The 19,398-nt window shown below is 31.4% G+C and carries 18 protein-coding genes; 13 read left to right on the top strand and 5 right to left on the bottom strand.

Features of this window, described 5'->3' with window-relative positions; genetic code table 11:
* Positions 1–3: 3 nt before the first annotated feature.
* The 4 genes from MOV42_RS10025 to MOV42_RS10010 all read right to left on the bottom strand — a co-directional run bounded on the left by MOV42_RS10025 (position 4) and on the right by MOV42_RS10010 (position 4,882).
* The gene (locus MOV42_RS10025) at positions 4–2,286 is read right to left on the bottom strand and encodes a hybrid sensor histidine kinase/response regulator (RefSeq protein WP_324171043.1); all 2,283 of its coding nucleotides are present in this window, start codon (positions 2,284–2,286) and stop codon (positions 4–6) included.
* 27 nt (positions 2,287–2,313) lie between these two features.
* The gene (locus MOV42_RS10020; protein ID WP_324171042.1) at positions 2,314–3,117 is read right to left on the bottom strand and encodes a peptide deformylase; all 804 of its coding nucleotides are present in this window, start codon (positions 3,115–3,117) and stop codon (positions 2,314–2,316) included.
* Between the two features lie 69 nt (positions 3,118–3,186).
* Positions 3,187–3,390 (bottom strand): hypothetical protein, encoded by a 204-nt coding sequence (locus MOV42_RS10015; protein WP_324171041.1) that lies wholly within the window; start codon positions 3,388–3,390, stop codon positions 3,187–3,189.
* Between the two features lie 25 nt (positions 3,391–3,415).
* Positions 3,416–4,882 carry an NAD(P)/FAD-dependent oxidoreductase gene (locus MOV42_RS10010; protein WP_324171040.1) on the bottom strand — a complete coding sequence of 489 codons (1,467 nt, stop codon included), beginning with the start codon at positions 4,880–4,882 and terminating at the stop codon, positions 3,416–3,418.
* A 326-nt stretch (positions 4,883–5,208) separates the two neighbouring features.
* On the opposite strand from MOV42_RS10010, the gene MOV42_RS10005 reads away from it, so the two are divergent.
* Positions 5,209–6,411: an IS3 family transposase gene (locus MOV42_RS10005; RefSeq protein WP_324170767.1), complete on the top strand. Its 1,203-nt coding sequence runs from the start codon at positions 5,209–5,211 to the stop codon at positions 6,409–6,411.
* Between the two features lie 128 nt (positions 6,412–6,539).
* Here the strand turns inward: MOV42_RS10005 and pepN are convergent, their stop codons facing one another.
* Positions 6,540–9,107, bottom strand: coding sequence for an aminopeptidase N (gene pepN, locus MOV42_RS10000; RefSeq protein ID WP_324171039.1), 2,568 nt, complete (start codon positions 9,105–9,107; stop codon positions 6,540–6,542).
* A gap of 310 nt (positions 9,108–9,417) precedes the next feature.
* Here pepN and MOV42_RS09995 point away from each other — a divergent pair, with 310 nt between their 5' ends.
* The 12 genes from MOV42_RS09995 (at position 9,418) to MOV42_RS09940 (ending at position 19,377) form a co-directional block, all read left to right on the top strand.
* Entirely contained in the window at positions 9,418–10,512 is a 1,095-nt protein-coding gene (locus tag MOV42_RS09995) for a cache domain-containing protein (protein WP_324171038.1), read from the top strand.
* Positions 10,509–11,162, top strand: a complete 654-nt coding sequence (locus MOV42_RS09990) for a response regulator transcription factor (RefSeq protein ID WP_324171037.1) — start codon at positions 10,509–10,511, stop codon at positions 11,160–11,162. The genes MOV42_RS09995 and MOV42_RS09990 overlap by 4 nt, the downstream gene beginning before the upstream one ends.
* Complete coding sequence (locus MOV42_RS09985) at positions 11,152–12,315, top strand: HAMP domain-containing sensor histidine kinase (protein ID WP_324171036.1); 1,164 nt, start codon at positions 11,152–11,154, stop codon at positions 12,313–12,315. The genes MOV42_RS09990 and MOV42_RS09985 overlap by 11 nt, the downstream gene beginning before the upstream one ends.
* A 75-nt stretch (positions 12,316–12,390) precedes the next feature.
* Positions 12,391–12,945: a sulfur oxidation c-type cytochrome SoxX gene (soxX, locus tag MOV42_RS09980; protein WP_324171035.1), complete on the top strand. Its 555-nt coding sequence runs from the start codon at positions 12,391–12,393 to the stop codon at positions 12,943–12,945.
* 13 nt (positions 12,946–12,958) lie between these two features.
* The gene (soxY, locus tag MOV42_RS09975) at positions 12,959–13,429 is read left to right on the top strand and encodes a thiosulfate oxidation carrier protein SoxY (RefSeq protein WP_324171034.1); all 471 of its coding nucleotides are present in this window, start codon (positions 12,959–12,961) and stop codon (positions 13,427–13,429) included.
* A 50-nt stretch (positions 13,430–13,479) separates the two neighbouring features.
* The gene (soxZ, locus tag MOV42_RS09970) at positions 13,480–13,815 is read left to right on the top strand and encodes a thiosulfate oxidation carrier complex protein SoxZ (RefSeq protein WP_324171033.1); all 336 of its coding nucleotides are present in this window, start codon (positions 13,480–13,482) and stop codon (positions 13,813–13,815) included.
* 3 nt (positions 13,816–13,818) lie between these two features.
* Positions 13,819–14,592 carry a sulfur oxidation c-type cytochrome SoxA gene (gene soxA / locus MOV42_RS09965; protein ID WP_324171032.1) on the top strand — a complete coding sequence of 258 codons (774 nt, stop codon included), beginning with the start codon at positions 13,819–13,821 and terminating at the stop codon, positions 14,590–14,592.
* Positions 14,593–14,602: 10 nt separating this feature from the next.
* Positions 14,603–16,363, top strand: coding sequence for a thiosulfohydrolase SoxB (gene soxB, locus MOV42_RS09960; RefSeq protein WP_324171031.1), 1,761 nt, complete (start codon positions 14,603–14,605; stop codon positions 16,361–16,363).
* A gap of 107 nt (positions 16,364–16,470) precedes the next feature.
* A complete protein-coding gene (locus MOV42_RS09955) occupies positions 16,471–17,646 on the top strand; it encodes a porin (RefSeq protein ID WP_324171030.1) in 1,176 nt (391 codons plus the stop codon).
* A gap of 27 nt (positions 17,647–17,673) precedes the next feature.
* Entirely contained in the window at positions 17,674–18,579 is a 906-nt protein-coding gene (locus MOV42_RS09950; protein WP_324171029.1) for an MBL fold metallo-hydrolase, read from the top strand.
* Positions 18,572–18,946, top strand: a complete 375-nt coding sequence (locus tag MOV42_RS09945) for a thioredoxin family protein (RefSeq protein WP_324171028.1) — start codon at positions 18,572–18,574, stop codon at positions 18,944–18,946. Before MOV42_RS09950 ends, MOV42_RS09945 begins: the two co-directional genes overlap by 8 nt.
* Positions 18,943–19,377: a DsrE family protein gene (locus MOV42_RS09940; protein WP_324171027.1), complete on the top strand. Its 435-nt coding sequence runs from the start codon at positions 18,943–18,945 to the stop codon at positions 19,375–19,377. Before MOV42_RS09945 ends, MOV42_RS09940 begins: the two co-directional genes overlap by 4 nt.
* The last annotated feature ends 21 nt before the right edge of the window (positions 19,378–19,398 follow it).

Here is a 19,398-nt window from a genome sequence, read left to right as displayed (position 1 = left end):
TCTTTAAGATATCTCTATCTCTTGAATTCTTCTTCTTATTTTTTCTAAACATATTTTATAGTTATAATTGGCATCTTCATTTTTTGCCATTTCTTCCATCTCACTTGCATTATGCTGTATAGATTCTATTCTAAAATTTCCGCTCGAACCTTTTATGCTATGAGCATTTAGTGCAATTTTTTTATATTCTTTATTCTTTATATCTTCTTCTAATTCTGGAAGTTGTTTTTTCATTTTTTTTATAAATAATTTTAAAAGCATAAGTAGTTCATCTTGATTTAACATAAGTTCTTCTTTTAATTTCGTTGTATCTAAACCAATAATAGAGTCCTTAGATTTTTGTATTTTTATCTTATTGTTTTCACTAAAATTTACTTTTAGGTAGAGGTTAAAAACTTCTTCTATATCTTTTAAAATAATTGGCTTACCCAAAAATGAGTCAAACCCACTGCTTAATCGTTTCTCTTTTGCTCCCTTTACTACATTTGCTGTAAGTGCTGAAACAGGTGTATGCCCAAGTCCTTTGCTTATCTCATAGTCTAAAATTTCTTTAACTGCTTGTGTTCCATCCATGATTGGCATCTGTTCGTCCATAAGAATTAAATCATAATGATTTTGCTTATAAAGGTTGACTGCTTCTAGCCCATTGTGAGCAATGCTAAAACTAAGTCCATATTTTGCAAGTATAATTTTAATAAGTTCTTGATTGGCTTCATTGTCCTCTGCTACAAGAATATGACCAATAAATTTGGTAGCAATATTTTTTTTGTGAGGAGAATAAGCATCTGGGTTAAAAATCTCACTAAAAGTATCTCTTATTTTAGAACAATATAAAGGAAAAGAGATAAATGCGATATTATCATATTTGTCATATTCGTCACTTGGTGTATTTACCATTGCTATGAATTTTTTATCTGAGTTTATAAGTTTTGCTTTAAAATCTGCATTAACATCTTCATTTACAAAAAATGCTATATCAAAATCATTATCTAAGTTATTAACTATTTCTACATTCATATCAAATATTTTTGCATACTTTAAGAAAGAATTTGCCTTATAGCAGTCTTTATTATCTTCTGAATAAATTACAATTTTATAAGATTGAAAGTTTAATATATTTTCATAAATAGGACAAAGTTCACTTTGCGAAGATGCTGGTAAACTAATTGAAAAAGTACTTCCTTTTTTAAATGTTGATGTTACATTTATTTTTCCACCCATTCGTTGTACAAGTTGATGACAAATAGAAAGTCCTAAACCTGTTCCGTCTAAGTTTTTTAATTGCTCATAATTTGCTTGAACAAAAGCAGTAAAGATACTGTCTAAATCTTGTTTTTTGATACCTACACCATTATCTGTAACACTTAGTATGAGATTTCTATTTTCATAAGAAGCTTCTACGCAGATATGTCCATTTACTGATGTAAATTTTATGGCATTACTCAAAAAATTTGATAATATTTGTTTCATTCTTAAAGAGTCGGCATATAGTTTTTTTGGAATATAAGGGTCTATAAAAGATGTTATAGTAATATTTTTTTCATTAGCACTAGCAACGAAAAGCTCCATAGTTTGGCTTATCTCATCATGGGCTGAGAAATTTTTTGCTTCGATTGTAAATTCACCACTACGCAGTTTAGAGAAGTCTAAAATATCATTTATAATACTTAAAAGATTTTCACCACTTTTAAAAATAATATTTAGGTAGTTCCTATGTTTTTTTGAAACATTTTCATCCATAAGAAGATTTACAAAACCTAAAATAGCATTAAGTGGAGTTCTAATCTCATGAGACATGTTTGATAAAAAATATTCTTTAGCTTGTGAAGCTGTATCTGCTGTTTTTCTGGCATCAATGAGTTTTTGAAAGACTGTCTCTGTATGAAATTTTAATACACCTCTAAAGTTTTTGTCAAAAATAAATGATATTTCATTTGTCATATCTTTTGAATCTAGTTCTTTATCGTAAGAAAAATCAATCATAGAACGGCGAAAATGATTACAGATTTCAAAAAGTTCATCAGCACTTATTTCTTTATGTTTTAAATATAGTAAAAATTTATGCATAATAGGACATTGTCCAATTTTTACACTACCTTCTATTACATTCATAAAGTAATCAAATACACCGCCAGCATATCTTGATAAAAAAAATTCTTTTTCTATGTCATATTGTTTTAATATTTTTTGTGGTGAAGTGTAAGATAACCATTTTGTAATAATATCATTTTTAGAGTTTATGAAAATTTCTCTATGTTTTACCAAGTTTGGTAATTTTTCATACATCTATCCCTCCTTCATAGCAAAAATACTTTAATTAATTAATAAAAATGATACTACCATAATCATAGTTAATCTAAAAAAGCCCATGGCAACTACACCAAATATACTCATATTGTAACAATTGGTGCAGATGCTAAATTTTTTATTTTCATAGTATGAGTAAAGAGCATAAAAAATATTTATGGCTAAAACGCCAAATGATAGGTATAGTTGATAATTCCACATTTCTTTCAATGTATCTTTTTCACTTATAATAAATGATGAAATAAGTAGTAATAACATTGCAATTAAAACAATATTAGAAGCTTTTATAAAATAATCTCTGCTAAATGATGATGGTGTTGTAGGACAACTTACTCCATTGGCATTTAAGCTTGCTTCAAAATTTTCTCTATCTTTATCTTTTAGTTTTGTTAAAAAATTCGCTCCAAATAGATAATCAATTTTTCTCTGAAGAAGTATAGAAAAGTCTCCAGAGGCTTTTAAAGAATGAGAGTCTCCATTTCTATCTTCATATACTAAACTGATACTTTCATATCTTTTTATTTGGACACTTGTATTTGGGAAGTAAGAAGTTGTTTCTACTGAGGTTATTTCTCCTGATTTTCGAAGAACTCTCGGATTTATAAGTTCAAGAAACTCTCCATCCTTTTTTATAACTACTAAGTTATAATAACTTCCAACTTGAGGAGCTGCCAATCCTTTTAAGTTATTTGCTTCAACTGTTTCTTTTAAATCATCAATAAAAATAAAAAGTTGCTCATTGAAAACTCTTATATCTGGAGCATATTCCACACCTGTTGGAGTCGGGTATATTATTATATCTTTAATCATAATTTAGCCTTATAAAATTTAAATGAAAATGGTTTTTTCGTTCCTTCGCAATGGAAGGAACGAGAAGTGTTAGTGATGACTTTTAATAATTAATACAGTCATCTTTATATTTATTGCAATAAATCTAAATAGTTGCCAAATAACACAAGTTCTCATGAACTTTTGTCCGCTACTTGGTATCATAGTACCAAATTGAGGTGTGTATGGTTCTACATGTTGTACATGCTTATGCTCATTGTCAACAACAATTTTTTCTTTTTTTTCTTCGCTCATAGTATCTCCTATTTGTTTTTTATAATTATTCTGGAATTAAAGTCCAACCTGGTTTAAGTTGAGCCTTCCACATAAACACATGATGAAGTAGATGCTTCACCCAGTGTGCTGCAAGACCAATTTCACCTGTTGTACCATTTATATCACGACCAGTTCCAGGGTATTTCTCAAAGTTTGGAACGATTGGAAAAACAGTCATTGCTGCCGCAGTTCCGCTAAATAAACCTTTACCAGCAGATGCTACACAAGCTGCCCCCATCTCTGCCATGCATGATGTATGAGTAGGTTCAGGTGCTCCATTTATCATATCAACAATACTTTGAGTAACAGCTTTGCCCATCATAGCAGATGGCATACCAGTTCTTGGAGGAGTTGGAGTGATTGGAGTTCCATTTGGTGTTTTCATAGGTTTTGAAATCGGATGTGGTGGAGCAAAAGCAATTCCAGCTGCAAAAATGTTTTTATATACAGGAGATTGAAGAGTTCTTGGCCAATCTTTTGGCTCCCAATCAGCATAAGAAGTTTTGGTGTAGTCAGCATCAACTTTCATCATTCCATTTGGAGCAAAAACTGTATCTGTAATATCACTACCATCTTTAGAATAAGCTTTCATGCCAACACCAGCAAATGGTGGGATAAGCATAGCAAAGTCAAACTCTTGAGTATCAATACTTCCATCAAGTGACTCATAAGTAACCATGCCTGATTCAACTTTATTTACATGAGCACCAATAATCCAGTCCATACCACGCTCGGCATAAAGAGACTCAGCAAAAACTTTAGATGAAGTAACAAAGCCACCCATCTTAAAGTGTAATCCACCCATACCAAAGTCACCTAAGAAAGATTCATTTGAAATCCAAGTGATATCCGCCATATCTCTAACGCCCTTCTCTTGAAGTTTGTGTTCAATATTGAAAATATACTCAAATGCAGCACCTTGACAAGTACACATTCCGTGTCCTGTACCAATTAAGAACTTTTGACGCTCTCCAGATTTCATCTTTTGGATGCAATTATTTAACTCATGAGATGCATGAACAGCATGATCAGCAGTACACACAGAAACAGTATGCTCGCCTAAAGTAGTGCCTTCACCAAGTCCTGGTGTTGCACCAAAATTGAGCTTAGGTCCTGTTGCATTTATAAGATAGTCATACTCTACATCTTCAGTTGAGCCTTCTTTATCTTGTCCTGTGTATTCAATACTAACAAATGGTTTCTCCATTGCTTCGCTACCCTCAGGATTAATTGAAACAGCTTTTGCTTGCTTATATACTGCCCCTGCTTTTTCATACACAGGTGCTAAGTCGAAAGTAACTTCTTCTTTAGTCATTTCTCCAACACCTACCCAGATGTTTGAAGGAATCCAATTCCATTTTGCATTTGGAGTAACTACTACTACCTCATGTCCATTTCCTAGCCATTTTGCAGCAAATGATGCTGCTGTATGACCTGCTACCCCAGCACCAAGTATTACTAATCTTGCCATATTTGTCTCCTTATAGTTTTATTTAATGATTGTATCATAAAATTATCACATTTTAATTGTAAATAAAATTATAATTAATGTAAATAAAAATGTTACTTTTTATATGAGCCTTGTTTTTTGGCAATTGCTTTAATTATGGGCACCTCTAAAAAAGCAAACTAAAGTACGCGTTTATTAAAGAGTATTCGCAACACTATACAGTTCAAAGACTGTGTGTAGTGTAATAAAAGTACATCATAGTATAATGCCCCTAAAATCTAAGACACCAATTCAGTAGGATTTATTTTCAAAAAAGCTAAAATAAGTAAGAATTATGGAGATAAATTATGAGTAGAAAACAAGGGCAAACTTATACGGCAAAACAGAAGACTAAAATAGTCTTAGAAATGTTAAAAGAAGATATGACAATAAGTCAGTTAGCAACTAAGTATAAAATCACTTCTCAATCATTAGGAAAATGGAAGACTCAATTTTTAGAAAATGCATCTTTAGCATTTGACTTGGGTGGAGCGACGAAAGCTTATAGAGATGAAATAGAAGAGTTAAAAACTGAGAATGATGGCTTAGCTAAGGCACTAGGAAAAGCAACTGTAAGAGCAGGTTTCGTTGAAAAAAAGCTAAAGAGCTTGGACTTATGTAATAAAAAAGCTTTGATCGAGTCCAAGCATAAAAAATTATCAATTTCAGAGCAATGTGAGATATTTGGTATTAGTAGAAGCCACTATTACTATCAACCAGTACCAATGAGTCAAAAAAACATCAAACTACTTCATAAAATTGATGAGATAGCTACAGAGAACTCAGAGTATGGTTATAGGTTTATCTACGAGCAACTCAAAGAAGATGGCTATGCCATTGGCAGAAATAGAGTCTTGAAATATATGGCAATACTTGGCATACAAGCAATATACCCAACTAAAAAGAAACTAACAAGTATTAAAAATAAAGAACATAAAATATATGAGTACCTCCTCAAGAAGTATTGGACTAGAGTTGGTAAGAAAAATACTGTCTATGTGCCTACTCCAAACGAAGTATGGAGTGGTGACATTACCTATATTCGTATTAACGGAGGTTTTATGTATCTGGCAGCAGTTATAGACTGGCATTCTAAAGCTATACTCTCCTATAAAATATTATCATGCCCTTGTGGTACTAATTCTATGGATGCAACACTTGCAACCGATGTGCTAGAAAAGGCACTTGCAAAGTATCCTAAGCCTAAGATATTTAATAGTGATCAAGGAAGTCAATATACAAGCAATGAGCATACTCAGATACTTAAAAGATATAATATTCAAATATCAATGAATGGGAAAGCTAGAAGTATTCACAATATAGTAATTGAGAGATTTTTTAGAACCCTTAAACATGGTAATATTTACATAAATGATTATCAAACTATTAGAAATTTAAAAGAAGGAGTTAAAGCTTATATCTATAAATACAACTTTAAGAGATTTCACTCAAGTTTAGATTATAGAAAACCGATGAATGTTTATCTTGAATATCTAAAAAATGTAGGGTAAGGTAACAGTTGCTTATGAAATTAAATCTTTAGGAAAGTTGTCTTGATTTTTAGGGGCATTATATACAAGACAATTAAAAACAATATTTTGTTAACTGACTAAATAAGTGTCTCTTTGATAGGGGATATTCAAGTGCCCTTATTTAAGATTTTACTAATAATTTCATAAGAGTTATTTGAAAGAGGCTGTGTAGAAATGATACGCTCTAGCTCTATTCTCATCACATTTTTATTCAATTTATTTAATCTGCTATAAATTCTAAAAGAAGAACATAGTCCTGAAGCCATTTGAGGGTTGATTTTATCTATCTCAATTATTTTATCTGCTATAAACTTATATCCTTCTGCATTTTTAGAGTGAAAATATTTGTAGTTTTTTGTAAATGTACCTATTAAAGAGCGAACATTGTTTGGCATTTTTTTATCATAAGCTTTATCTTTTTGTAAATCAATAACGCGATTTAAAACACCATCTCTTGTAGATGACGACAAAATAGCAAAGTATTTGTTCATAACCAAAGTATCATCTTTATATATATCATAGAAATTCTTTTGTGCCATTTTTGATTCTTCTGGGGAGATGTCTTCAAGAATTGTAAAAGCATTTATTTTATCTGTCATAGTTAAAGAATTATAATATTGCTCTTTTGCTAACAGGATTATTTCTTCACTTTTTAAAGCAGATAAGATAGTTAAAACTCTGTTTTTTATAGCTCTTTTACCTATATTAATGGAATCTAAATCTTTATTTTTTGGATTATGATTTAGTTGATAAATTTCTAAAAGCTTTGCTTTATATGTAGAAGCTAACTCCTGAAGTAATCTATCTTTAGCAAGATATAAAGGTTCAAAATCAACCTCTTTTTGTCTTTGCATTAATGTTGAAATAGATGGCAATTCCAAAAGTAAAGCTTTATATGATTGCTCAATGTCTAAATCAAGTAGATAAGAAAAAGCGACTAAATACTCTTTATCAATAACACCAGTAGAGACAAGCTGTTCAATTGTATCTATGCCAAAAGACTGTGTTGATTCGTATTTTACAAAGCTGTTTATGTCGTGTTTCATTAAAAAGGAATACTCTTTGATGTTTTGTTCTATTATTATTGGCGCTGAAAAATCACGATTTATAGATATATAAGGCTTAGATGCCAATCCATCAAATATAAAATCTTCTTTTTCTTTTGAAACAATTAGAATTTTTTCTAAAATTTCATTACCATCTAAACCAATAAGTCCAATTTTTAGTGGGTAATAGTAAGGCTTTTGCTCTTTAGCATCTACACTTTGAGGAATAATTTGAGTTAAACTTAATGTATAGATGCCATTTACAAACTTGTCAGATACTTGAAGTTTTGGTGTTCCTGATTGGTGATACCAAAGCTCGAATGCTTTTAAATTTACACCACTAGCTGTACTCATCGCCCATAAAAAATCATTTATTGTCACTGCTTGAGCGTCAAATGTTTTAAAATATAAGTCTGTGGCATCTCTGTATTTTTTTTCACCCAAAAGAGTATGAATCATTCTGATGACTTCAGCCCCTTTTTCATAAACAGTTGCAGTATAAAAGTTGTTCATAGATATATATGATTTTGGCTGGATTGGATGAGTTGTAGGAGAAGCATCTTCTACAAACTGTCTTTCTCTTAGTGACTTTACATCTTCGATTCGTCCAACTGCACAAGAATTCAAGTCTGCTGAGAAACATTGGTCACGAAAAACAGTAAGCCCTTCTTTTAGAGTAAGTTGAAACCAATCACGACAAGTTATACGATTTCCTGTCCAGTTGTGAAAATATTCATGGGCTATAACACTTTGAATTCCCATGAAATCTGCATCTGTTGCTTTTGTTTCATCTGCTAAAACATAGTGTGAATTGAAGATATTTAAGCCTTTGTTCTCCATCGCACCCATGTTAAAACTATCTACGGCGACTATGTTATAAATCTCTAAATCATACTCCCGTCCATACATCTGTTCATCCCAAACCATAGCTTCTTTTAAAGACTTCATTGCGTGTAAACATTGAGATTCGTTTCCTTTATCGCAGTATATATTTAGCTCTACATACTCCCCAGATGCTGTGGTAAATTCATCCTTAACAACACCCAAGTCCCCAGCAACAAGAGCAAAAAGATAAGATGGTTTTGGATGAGGGTCATGCCAAGTAGTTCCATGTCTGCCATTTAAAAAATCTTGACAGTTTTTTTTGTTTCCATTACTTAAAAGAGTAGGGTACTTATCTTGATCTGCAATGATAGTAGTAGTATAGATGCTCATAACATCCGGCCGATCTAGAAAAGGTGTTATTTTTCTAAAACCTTCAGGTTCATTTTGAGTACAAAAAATAGAACCAGATTTGTATAGTCCTTCAAGTTCTGTATTTTTATGTGGATAAATTTTATTGATAATTTTTAAGCTAAACTCTGAAGGAACATTTAAAATAGTTAAATTCTCTTTGTCTATAATATACCTACTATTATTTAATTTTAAATCATTTAACCAAATATCTAAAAGTTCCAAGTCGATACTATCTAGTTTTATATCTTTAGTATTAGCATCTAGCTTTATGATTTTGATTGTATTTGTAACAATAGTATGCTCTTGAAAAAGTTCAAAAAGTAGTTGGGTCTCTTGTATGTCAAACTCAGATTTTTTGTAGTCTTTTAAGTGAATGGTTTTAACTTTTTTCATATTAATCTTTTATATTATTTTTGTATGATTGTATCACTAATAACTTAAGTGCAAAATATTTTAAAGTTAGTATTAAGCATAATTCTTGTAATTTAAGTTTTAAATGCAGATACCAGACTGCAAAAGTTATAGCATTTTTTTACTTTAAATCATAATTACACCTACTCCGTTACTAGCTTTGAGTTTGATGGAGTAAGTGTATTATTGGCATCGTAAATACAAACTTTAGTAAATAATATTTTTTTTATATGTAAAATGCTATTTTATTGGATATAATTATTTTATATTAATTTTAAAGTGCTTATGTAAAATGTTTAAAAAAATATTTATTATATTTATTACAATTGTTATTTTTATCTTTATTGGTGTGGTTTATTATAAAAATGAGATAAAAAAGCAAAAGATAAATGACATTATGGATCAAGTTACCTTGACCTTTGATTCCGAGTTGAAATCTCACCGCATGGATGACTTGGAAATAGCGTTGGTTCTTTCTAAAAACAAAGGAATTGTAGATGCTTTAGAAAATGATGATGAAGATTTAGGACATGAGATACTATTTGACATAACAAGTACAATCAAAAATAATACAGATATTTTAATAAGAGCACAGATTATTACAAAAGAACTCAATATTTTTGCAAGAAGCTGGGATGATATATATGCAGGAGTTCCAATAGGAGATTATAGGGATGATCTTAAATATTTTAATACTCATAAAACACCTCGTACTTCAATTGAAATAGGGCGAAGACTCGGACTTAAATCAACAGTTCCAATATACAATAATGGTGTTTTTTTAGGATTTATAGAAGTTATTTCATTTTTTAAATCGATTACAGACTTTTTCGCTTCTATGGGAGTTGATATTTATGTACTTCTTGATGTTAAGTATAGTGACAGTGCAGTATTGATGAGAGAAAATTTAACAATAGCCAACTACATAGTCTCTAATAGAAATTATAATTACAGTCATATTCAGACACTAAATAGTATTGACTTTAAAGAGCTTAAGCTGAGTCAAGTGGTATATTTAGATAATAAATATCTCTTTTATAAAACTATGTATGATGGTAATTTTAAATCAATCGGTGCATTTGTATTTGTTTTGCCTGAACGATATTTGGAATATTTTAGAAATCCTGAAGACGATATATCATTTTTGATTAATGTAACAAGAAGTAGTCTCTATGATGTACTAAAGGAAGAGAAGTATGCGCAAAATATATACGATAACTACTCTGCTAGTGCTATGGTTTATTTACAAAATGTAATAGATAAAGAAGATAGGCAAATTTTTTTTGACGAGGCGTATGAAAAGTTTGACAAGTATTCAAAAGATGAACTTATTCAAATGATGTTGGAAAGAAAAGTAGTTAAAAAGATAAATGGAAAAATCAAATGAAAATTTTATTATTAGAAGATGAGTATTCATTACGGATTAGTATAGAAGAGTTTTTAACAGATATAGGTTATGAAGTTGACGGTTTTATGGATGGAATGGAAGCTTATGAAGCTATATATGACAAAAGCTACGACATTTTACTCTTGGATGTAAATGTTCCTTCACTTAGTGGCTTTGAACTCTTAAAAAAATTACGACTTGATGATAAAAATATACCTGCAATTTTTTTAACATCAATGATAGATGTGGATGATTTAAAAGAGGGTTATAGAAGAGGTTGTTGTGACTACATACGTAAGCCTTTTGATTTGGAGGAACTTGAGTTAAGAATAGACCATGCCTTGGCAAGCTTTTTTAAAGATGATTGTTTTCTTATAGATATTGGTTATGACATTGTTTATGATATAAAAAAAAGTAAATTAACACTAAATGAAAAAGAAATAATCCTGAGAAAAACAGAACAGGATATGCTTGAAGTTCTCATAAAACATAAAAACTCTGTAGTTTCTACTCAAATGTTTCAAGATGAAGTATGGGGAGAGTATGTAGAACCAGCTACAGTCAGAGTTCAGTTAAATAATCTACGCAAAAAACTTCCAGATGATTTAATCCAAAACAGAAGAGGTTTAGGATATATAATTGAAAGATAGTCAATATTCCACAAAGTATGCTTTAATATATACATCATTTGTTTCTGTGATACTTTTAGCTCCAATGTTTTTTTATTTTATATATATGAAAAATATCTACTCAATTCAAAATAAGTTGCTTCTCAAGGAAAAATCTATTTTAGTTGTAAAAGCAATGCATGAATATAATCAAAATAAAGAATATTTTGAATATCCAAGGTTTAAAACATTTGAATCAGGTCTGTATGATGAGGGTTTTCAGCCTATATACTCCTTGATAAACTATAAAATAAAGTACTTTAAAGATGGTTACCATCTAGACGGCAATGATGCATATCTGATTGTTAAACTTCCAAAGGGGAGATACTTTGGTGCCAAGTATCTTATTATAAAAAACCAAGTCTCTTTTGCCGTTGTTTATGAGAAACTTATGTTAATTTTATTTAGTGTAGTAATTTTAGTTTTTATATTGAGTCTCTTCTTTTTAAAAAGTTTTGCTAAGCCATTTAAAAAATTGAATAAGAGATTGGATAATTTTATAAAAGATTCTGTGCATGAGATAAATACTCCTCTTTCTATTATTAGTGTTAATATTGACCTTTATAATAGAAAAAATTCCCCCAATAAATATATGCAGAGAATGAAAGCTGCTACAAAAGTACTCTCAAATATATATAATGATATGGATTATCTAATTAAGCATGACAGGCTGAAGTATGAAAAAGAGAGTATAAATATGGCTATCTTTTTAAAAGATAGAATAGACTACTTTAACGAAGTTGCTTTAATGAAAAATATAATTATTAATTCAAATATTAAAAATTGCGATAATATAGAGATGAATACAAAGCAGCTTCAGCGTGTAATTGACAATACTATATCAAATGCAATTAAGTACTCATATGAAAACTCTGAAATAGATATAAGTTTATATATGAAAGATAAAAAATGCCATTTAAGCTTTAAGGATTATGGTGTAGGTATAGATAATGTTGAAAAAATATTTAGCCGTTATTATAGAGAAGATACTAGCAAAGGTGGTTTTGGTATAGGATTAAATATAGTTAAATCTATTATAAGCAAAGCTAAAATAGAGCTTAAAATAGACTCTACTCCAAAGATAGGAAGTGAATTTCTCTACATTTTTCCAATAATCTCCTCTAAAAACATATAATTTTACATTAATTTTACATTAATTTTACACTTTAGAGTTACACTTGCTTCTGAAATAAGAATAGGAGGAATAAAAATGAAAAAAACTGTGATGATGTCACTACTTTTAAGTGCTTCTCTTTTCGCTGTTGATTATAGCAGTGTGGTGGAGAATCCAAGTGCAAGTGAGATGATTAAAAAAGATCTGTTGGCGCCAGCTAAGATTTTTACAATGCCAGCTGGCTGTATTACAACAAATCCTAAAGCTATCGCAAGAGGTGCTTTTATATTCCATAACCTTAATGGTGGAAAAGTAAAAGGCAAACTACCAGAAGGTCTTGCTAAAAAGCAAATGAAACAGGGTAAGACTTATAAGCCTGGTGACAAAATTCCAAATAAACAATATGGAAACTGTGTCGCATGCCATAATATAGAAGGTGCTCGCGGTGCTGGAAGTATCGGTCCAGACTTAACAGCTTATAATGATATATTTATGGCAACTGGTGTTAGAGATAATCAGTTTGTATTTCAAAAGATTGCTGATCCTCGCATAGATAACAAAGACACACACATGACTGTTAACTTAACAACTAAGTTATTCACAACTAAAGAGATATGTGAGATTACCTCATATATAGTATCTCCAAAATAAAGGAATATATATTATGCAAAGAAGAGATTTTTTCAAAAAATTAGGTGCTGTTGCTGTTGTTGCTGCTGTTGCTCCAACAATTGGTTTTGCAGCTAATGAAAAAAAACCATTAGGTCCTAATGATCTTTCATTTAAAGATGCTGTAAATGCCGTAACTGGTGGGAAAACACCTGTAGTATCTTCAAAGATTAAATTAAAAGTTCCAGAAATTGCTGAAAATGGTGCTGTTGTTCCAGTTACTGTTGAAGTTGAGTCTCCGATGACGGATGCCGACTATGTAAAAGCAATTCATATTTTTGCTACAAAAAATGCCAATACTCGTTGTATAGATGTTCATTTGACTCCTGCAAATGGAAGAGCAATGTTCTCAACTCGTATTAAACTTGGTGGAACTCAAGAAATTGTAACTGTAGTTGAACTTAGTGATGGATCATTTATTACTGCTAGTCAAAGTGTAAAAGTTACTATCGGTGGTTGTGGTTGATTTTCGACCATTTAACATAATCTAAAAATATAAAAATTAAGGAAAATAAAATGGGAAAAAGAAAATCACTGATTAAAATTAAGCCAAAAAAATTCAAAAATGGTGAAATTGTAAAGGTAAGTTTTATGGTTATGCATCCAATGGAAACTGGATTGCGTAAAGATAAAAAAACTAAACAGATTATTCCAGCAAAATATATCAATAATGTAAAATTTAGCTATAACGGCAAAGTTATTATAACGATGAATGTATGGGAGTCACTGTCTACTAACCCAGTATTTACTACATATATGAGAATAAATGGTAAAGGTAAGCTTACTGTTACATATACTGACAATACTGGCGAAGTAAATGAAAAAAGCAAAAAGATTAAACCAAAAGGATAATCAATGAAAACAGGAATTAAAATAGCACTATCTATTGCACTTCTCTCTTCGTTGTCTTTTGGCGGTGAACAGTTTGCAATGAGTGATTCTGACCGTGCAATGTATACTGAGATGCTAGAAAATAATCCAGCTGATATTATGATAGAAAGTGGCAATGAGTTACTTGAAGAATTTTGTGGTGGAGATGCTGGTTTAGCATCTTTTTTGGAAGTAAGTGAAGATGACTTGCCACGTTATTTGGCAGGTTTTCCGCGTTATTTGGCAGATTTTAAAATGGTAGTTGGTATAGATCAAGTACTACAGGCTTTAATGAGTGTAAAAGGACATAAACCATTTAAACTTAAAAGCTCAGATATGTTTGATATGAGTGCTTATGCTAAATCAATAGCAAATGGTGAAAAAAGTCAAATTGATATAGATGCAAATAAGCATATGAAAGCAGCTTATGCTTTGGGTGATAAAACATTTAATCAAAAACGAGGTGGTAGAGGTTTATCTTGCATGAGCTGTCATTCTCCTGATGTAATTGGTTCAGTTTTAAGAACTCAACCCCTACCAGATTTAAGTAATAAAGGTGTTTCAGTAGCTGCAACTTGGCCAGCATATAGAATGACTAAATCATCCCTTAGAACTTTACAACGCCGTTTTCAGGGATGTATGAAAAATGCACTATTAAAAGTTATACCGATAGGTTCACCGGAAATGGTTGCTCTTGAAGTTTATTTAACTAAAAGGGCTGAGGGAACAGAGATAGCTATCCCTGGTCTTAAAAGATAAGGTTTATATAATGGATATTTCAAGAAGAGATTTTATGCACATCGCTGCTATTTTAGGATTAGGTGCTGCTACTGGTGGTATGGCTAGTTCTAAAACACCAGCAAGTGTAGGTTTAAAAGATATTTATGAGTTTAAATCAATGGGTAATTTCACACTACTTCATATGTGTGATATTCATGCACATATTAAGCCACTATATTGGAGAGAGCCTTCTACTTTAATCTCGGCTCCTAACTTAGTTGGAACACCTGGATTTTTATGTGGGGAAGCATTCGCAAAACATTACGGTTTAGAGCCATCAAGTTTAGATGCGTATTTTGATACACATATTGACTTTGAAATATTGGCTAAAAAGTTTGGAAAAATGGGTGGTATAGCTCATATGAAGACATATCTTGATCATGTGAGAACTGAGCGTGGCAATGATAATGTATTGTTCTTAGACTCAGGAGATACTTGGCAGGGTACAGGTGTTGCACTAAAAACTAGAGGTGAGGCTATAGTTAAAGCACAAAATTACCTTGGTGTTGATGTAATGGTTGGACATTGGGAGTTTACTTATGGTAAAGAGAGAGTTAAGGAACTTATTAAGATGCTAGATGCTAAGTTTATTTCTCAAAATATTATTGGTAATGATCCATTTGCTGATGAGTATGAAGAACTTATTTTTGAACCGTATACGATTGAAGAAAAAGGTGGGGCTAAGATTGGTATTATCGGTCAGTCTTTTCCTTTTACTTCAACTGCAAATCCTAAAGAGTTTACAGAGGGTTGGAGTTTTGGTATTAGACCTGAAACACTTCAAGAATATGTAAATGAGTTAAGAAATGAGCATAAAGTTGATTGTGTTGTTGTTCTTTCTCACGATGGATTTAGTGTTGATCAAGAAGTTGCTCGTATGGTTCACGGTATTGACTTTATTTTAAGTGGACATACACATGATCCTTCACCTAAACCTATTACAATCAACGGTACAGTTATTGTTATTGCAGGTAGTCACGGTAAATATATTGGTCGCTTAGATATAGATGCCAAAGATGGTAAAGTGCTTGATTATGAATATAAACTTGTTCCTATGGCATCTAATATGATTCCGGCAGATCCTGAAGGTGTGAAACTGGTAGATGAACTTTATGCTCCGTTTGCAAAAGAGTTCAATGAAGTATTAGGTAAGACTAAAAATACTTTATATAAAAGAGATACTTTCTTTTCAACTTTTGATCAGCTGATTAACGATGCTATCATGGATGAAATGAAGTGTGATATATCTTTTACTCCTGGTTATAGATGGGGTACTACAGTTTTAGCTGGTGATGATATCTTGATGGATAATGTATATGAGATGTGTGGCATTACATATCCAAATGTATATACATTTGAGTTAAAAGGTTCTAAAATCGCAACGCTACTAGAAGATATTGCAGATAATGTGTTTAATGCAAATCCTCTTTATCAACAAGGTGGGGATATGAGTCGTTTGGGTGGAGCTACTTATTCTATCGCAGTTGCTGCTGCCGCAGGTAAACGCATTTCTAAACTAATGATTGGAGGTAAACCTATAGACTTGAATAAAACATACAAAGTGTCATCTTGGGGCGGTAACTTGCAAAATGCTGGTGAAAATCTTCAAGAAGATAAGATTAGGGCAGTTTATGATGTAACTCGTGATTATATAAAGAAACAAAAAATAGTTGATGTAAGTAATGCAGGTAATGTAACTTTAGTTGACTTTGATTGTGGTTGTCCTACAAAAGGTTCTAGAAGTTGTTAGAACAGGTAGATGGTAGTTATAACAACCATCTAAATTTTAATATGTTATACTAACAAAGTAAAACGCTTTATAATAGCATACTAGAAATTAATAAATAAGGATAAATAATGAAAAAAAATACAATGATTAAATTGGCTGCTGGAGTAGCTGCAATTTTACTAGTTAGTACATCAGCAAATGCTGGCTATACAATGAAGAAAAAAGTTGGTGGTGTGGATACTAAACTTACAGTTTTTGGTTTTGCTCAACTTGAGGCTCGTGGTGGTAGTGGTGTAATCGCTGATAATGAGGATTCTAAAGTTGCATTCGGTGCTCAGCGTATTCGTCTTGGTTGGAAATATGTAGCTGGAAATGTTCGTGGTAAGGTTTTCTTAGATTTTAATCAGAATCATGATGATAATAAAAAAACTGGTGATGGTGCAGCAATGCCAAGTATGGTTAAAGATGCTTTTATCTCTTATGTTGTTGATCCTGCATTTGTAGTTAAAGCTGGTCTTATTAAGATGCCAAATGGTATGAGTTTTACTATGCCTGGATGGAATCTTGATATTGCAGAGCGTGGTTTTGATAAAAAACTTGTTTTAGAGAGAAATACTGGTCTAATGATATCTGGTCGTGATATCGGTCTTGGTAATAATGGCAAGGTAAACGGTTTTGAAATGGGGCATGAGCGTCCATGGAAAGGCTTTGGTTATGATGTTATGATTGCTAATCAAGCAAGTAGAAGTGCATCTGCATCTAGCTCTAAAAATGGTGGAAACTCTTATGCTGTTCGTGGTATGTTTGATTACACTGAAAAACTGCATATTGAAGCGTCTTATGCTTTATCTGAAAATGCTAAAGGTCCAAGTGGAACTACGGGTGGAGAAGACTATAAAAACATCAATATAGGTGTTGATTCTAATCTAGGTAAGTTAAGTTTAAAGGCAGAATTTTTTGATGCAAAAAATATTAAAGGTACTAAAGATAGAGATGAGCAAGTATTTACTGCTACTGCTGGTTACTTTGTAACTCCTTCTTTAGAAGTTGTTGCTAAACACATGCAAGGTAATGCAACATGGGCAACTGGTACTCCTGATACAACTTTGTCAAATACTTATTTAGGTTTAAACATTTTTATGTCAATGCCTTATGAAGATTTTTCTCGTAAAGCAAAAAGAGCTAGAAATCAGCATAAAGTTGTACTTAACTATATTGTAGCTGGCGGAGATACTACTAAGTGGAATGGTTTAGGCGGATATAACGACAATGCATTTATCGCTCAGTACCAGTTTAAATTCTAGACTAAATTACTAAAAAAAGGTTATGCTTTGAAATCACTTCTAATGTTTTTAATATTTACAAATTCCCTCCTATCTTTTGAATATACTCTTAAGCCGGTAAAAATAAGTGCTAAAACACACTGCTTTTTTGGCTTACCAGAGGTGATGGACGAGCATAACAATGGTAATATGGTTAACTCCTGTTTTGTTAATATGGGGACAAGCTATCTTGTGATAGATAGCGGTCCTACATATCTTTATGCAAAACAAACATACGCAAAAATGAAAGAGATTAATAATCTTCCAATCTCTTATGTAGTAAACACTCACAATCATGATGACCACTGGCTTGGTAACTCTTACTATAATTCAATCGGTGTAAAAATAATAGGTTCAAGTGCGTTTAAATATAAGTCAAAAGTTGAGATGACTAGAATGCAAGAAAGAGTAAGTCCAGATGCATTTACTAAAACAACGCAAGTCTTTCCTACTATATTTGTAGAAGAAAAGAAGGTATTAAATATAAATGGAAAAAAAGTTAATTTAATTAGTGTAAATAAAAAAGCCCATACAGATAGTGATCTTTTAATTTACATACCTAGTCAAAAAATAGTTTTTGTCGGGGACTTGGTTTTTAACGATAGGATACCATCTATAAGAGATGGAAAACTAAAAGGCTGGATAGAAGTACTCGATGAAGTGCGTTTAATGGATGTTGACTTTATCGTAGGTGGACATGGAGAGCTAGTTAATAGAAGTTCAATTGATATGACATATAATTACATAAAAACATTAAGACAGAGAGTAGCTACATTTTTAGAAGATGGTGAAGAAATAGGTGATGTTGTAAACATGGTTAAGATGGAAAAGTTTAAAGATATAAATTTTTATGACTCTATGCATAGACAAAATGTTGAAATAGCATACAGAATGTTGGAGTGGGAAAATGAATAAAATAACATTAATATTAGTCTTAGGTTTAGTGTCATTATGGGGTGCCCAAATGCACTCATATAAAGAAGCGGTATCATTACAAAAGCAAACTAAGAAAACTATATTGCTAGGTGTTGTAAGAACTGGTTGTCACTATTGTGAAGATATGGAGAAAAACTTTTTTTCAGACCCAGAAATGTTGAAATATTTAGACGACAAATTTATTATGGCTAAAGTAAATATAAGTGATGAGAAGCTTCCTTTAGGGTTAAAAGTCAACTTTACTCCCACTTTTTTTATATTAGATTCAGACTTGAAAGTTATAAAAACTATTCCTGGTTCATGGAATAAACAAGATTTTAAAGATTTAACGGAGAAAATAAAATGAAAAAGTTTACGCTTATTTTACTAAGTATTTGTATGTTTTCATTTGGAGATACGGAATTTGCCCAACCAATGCCTGCAATAGATAATCAAAGACAGATAATTTTTTCTATAAAAAGTGATGATGATGAAGAGATAAATCATGTACTAAGTAGTGCAAACAATGTATTAAAGTTATATGGACCTGAAAATGTAGAAATGAAGATAGTTGCTTATTATCATGGTATTAAAGCTTTGCAAAAAATTCATAAAGACATAGCTCTAAGAGTGAGAGCCTTGATGCTTCTTGATGTAGAGTTTGTAGTCTGTGGAAATACAATGAAGACAAAAAATATAAAAAAAGGAGAGCTTATCGAAGACACTGTAATCGTTACAGCCGGAATAGTTGAAATGATTGAACGAGTTAAAGAAGGATGGATTTATATAGTCCCTTAAAATGGTTCTGCTAAAAGAATA

Origin of the sequence: Sulfurimonas sp., assembly GCF_029027405.1 — a bacterium.
Lineage (GTDB): Bacteria > Campylobacterota > Campylobacteria > Campylobacterales > Sulfurimonadaceae > Sulfurimonas.
The sequence above is the reverse complement of the archived record's forward strand: the minus strand, read 5'-3'. Positions and strand labels throughout refer to the sequence as shown.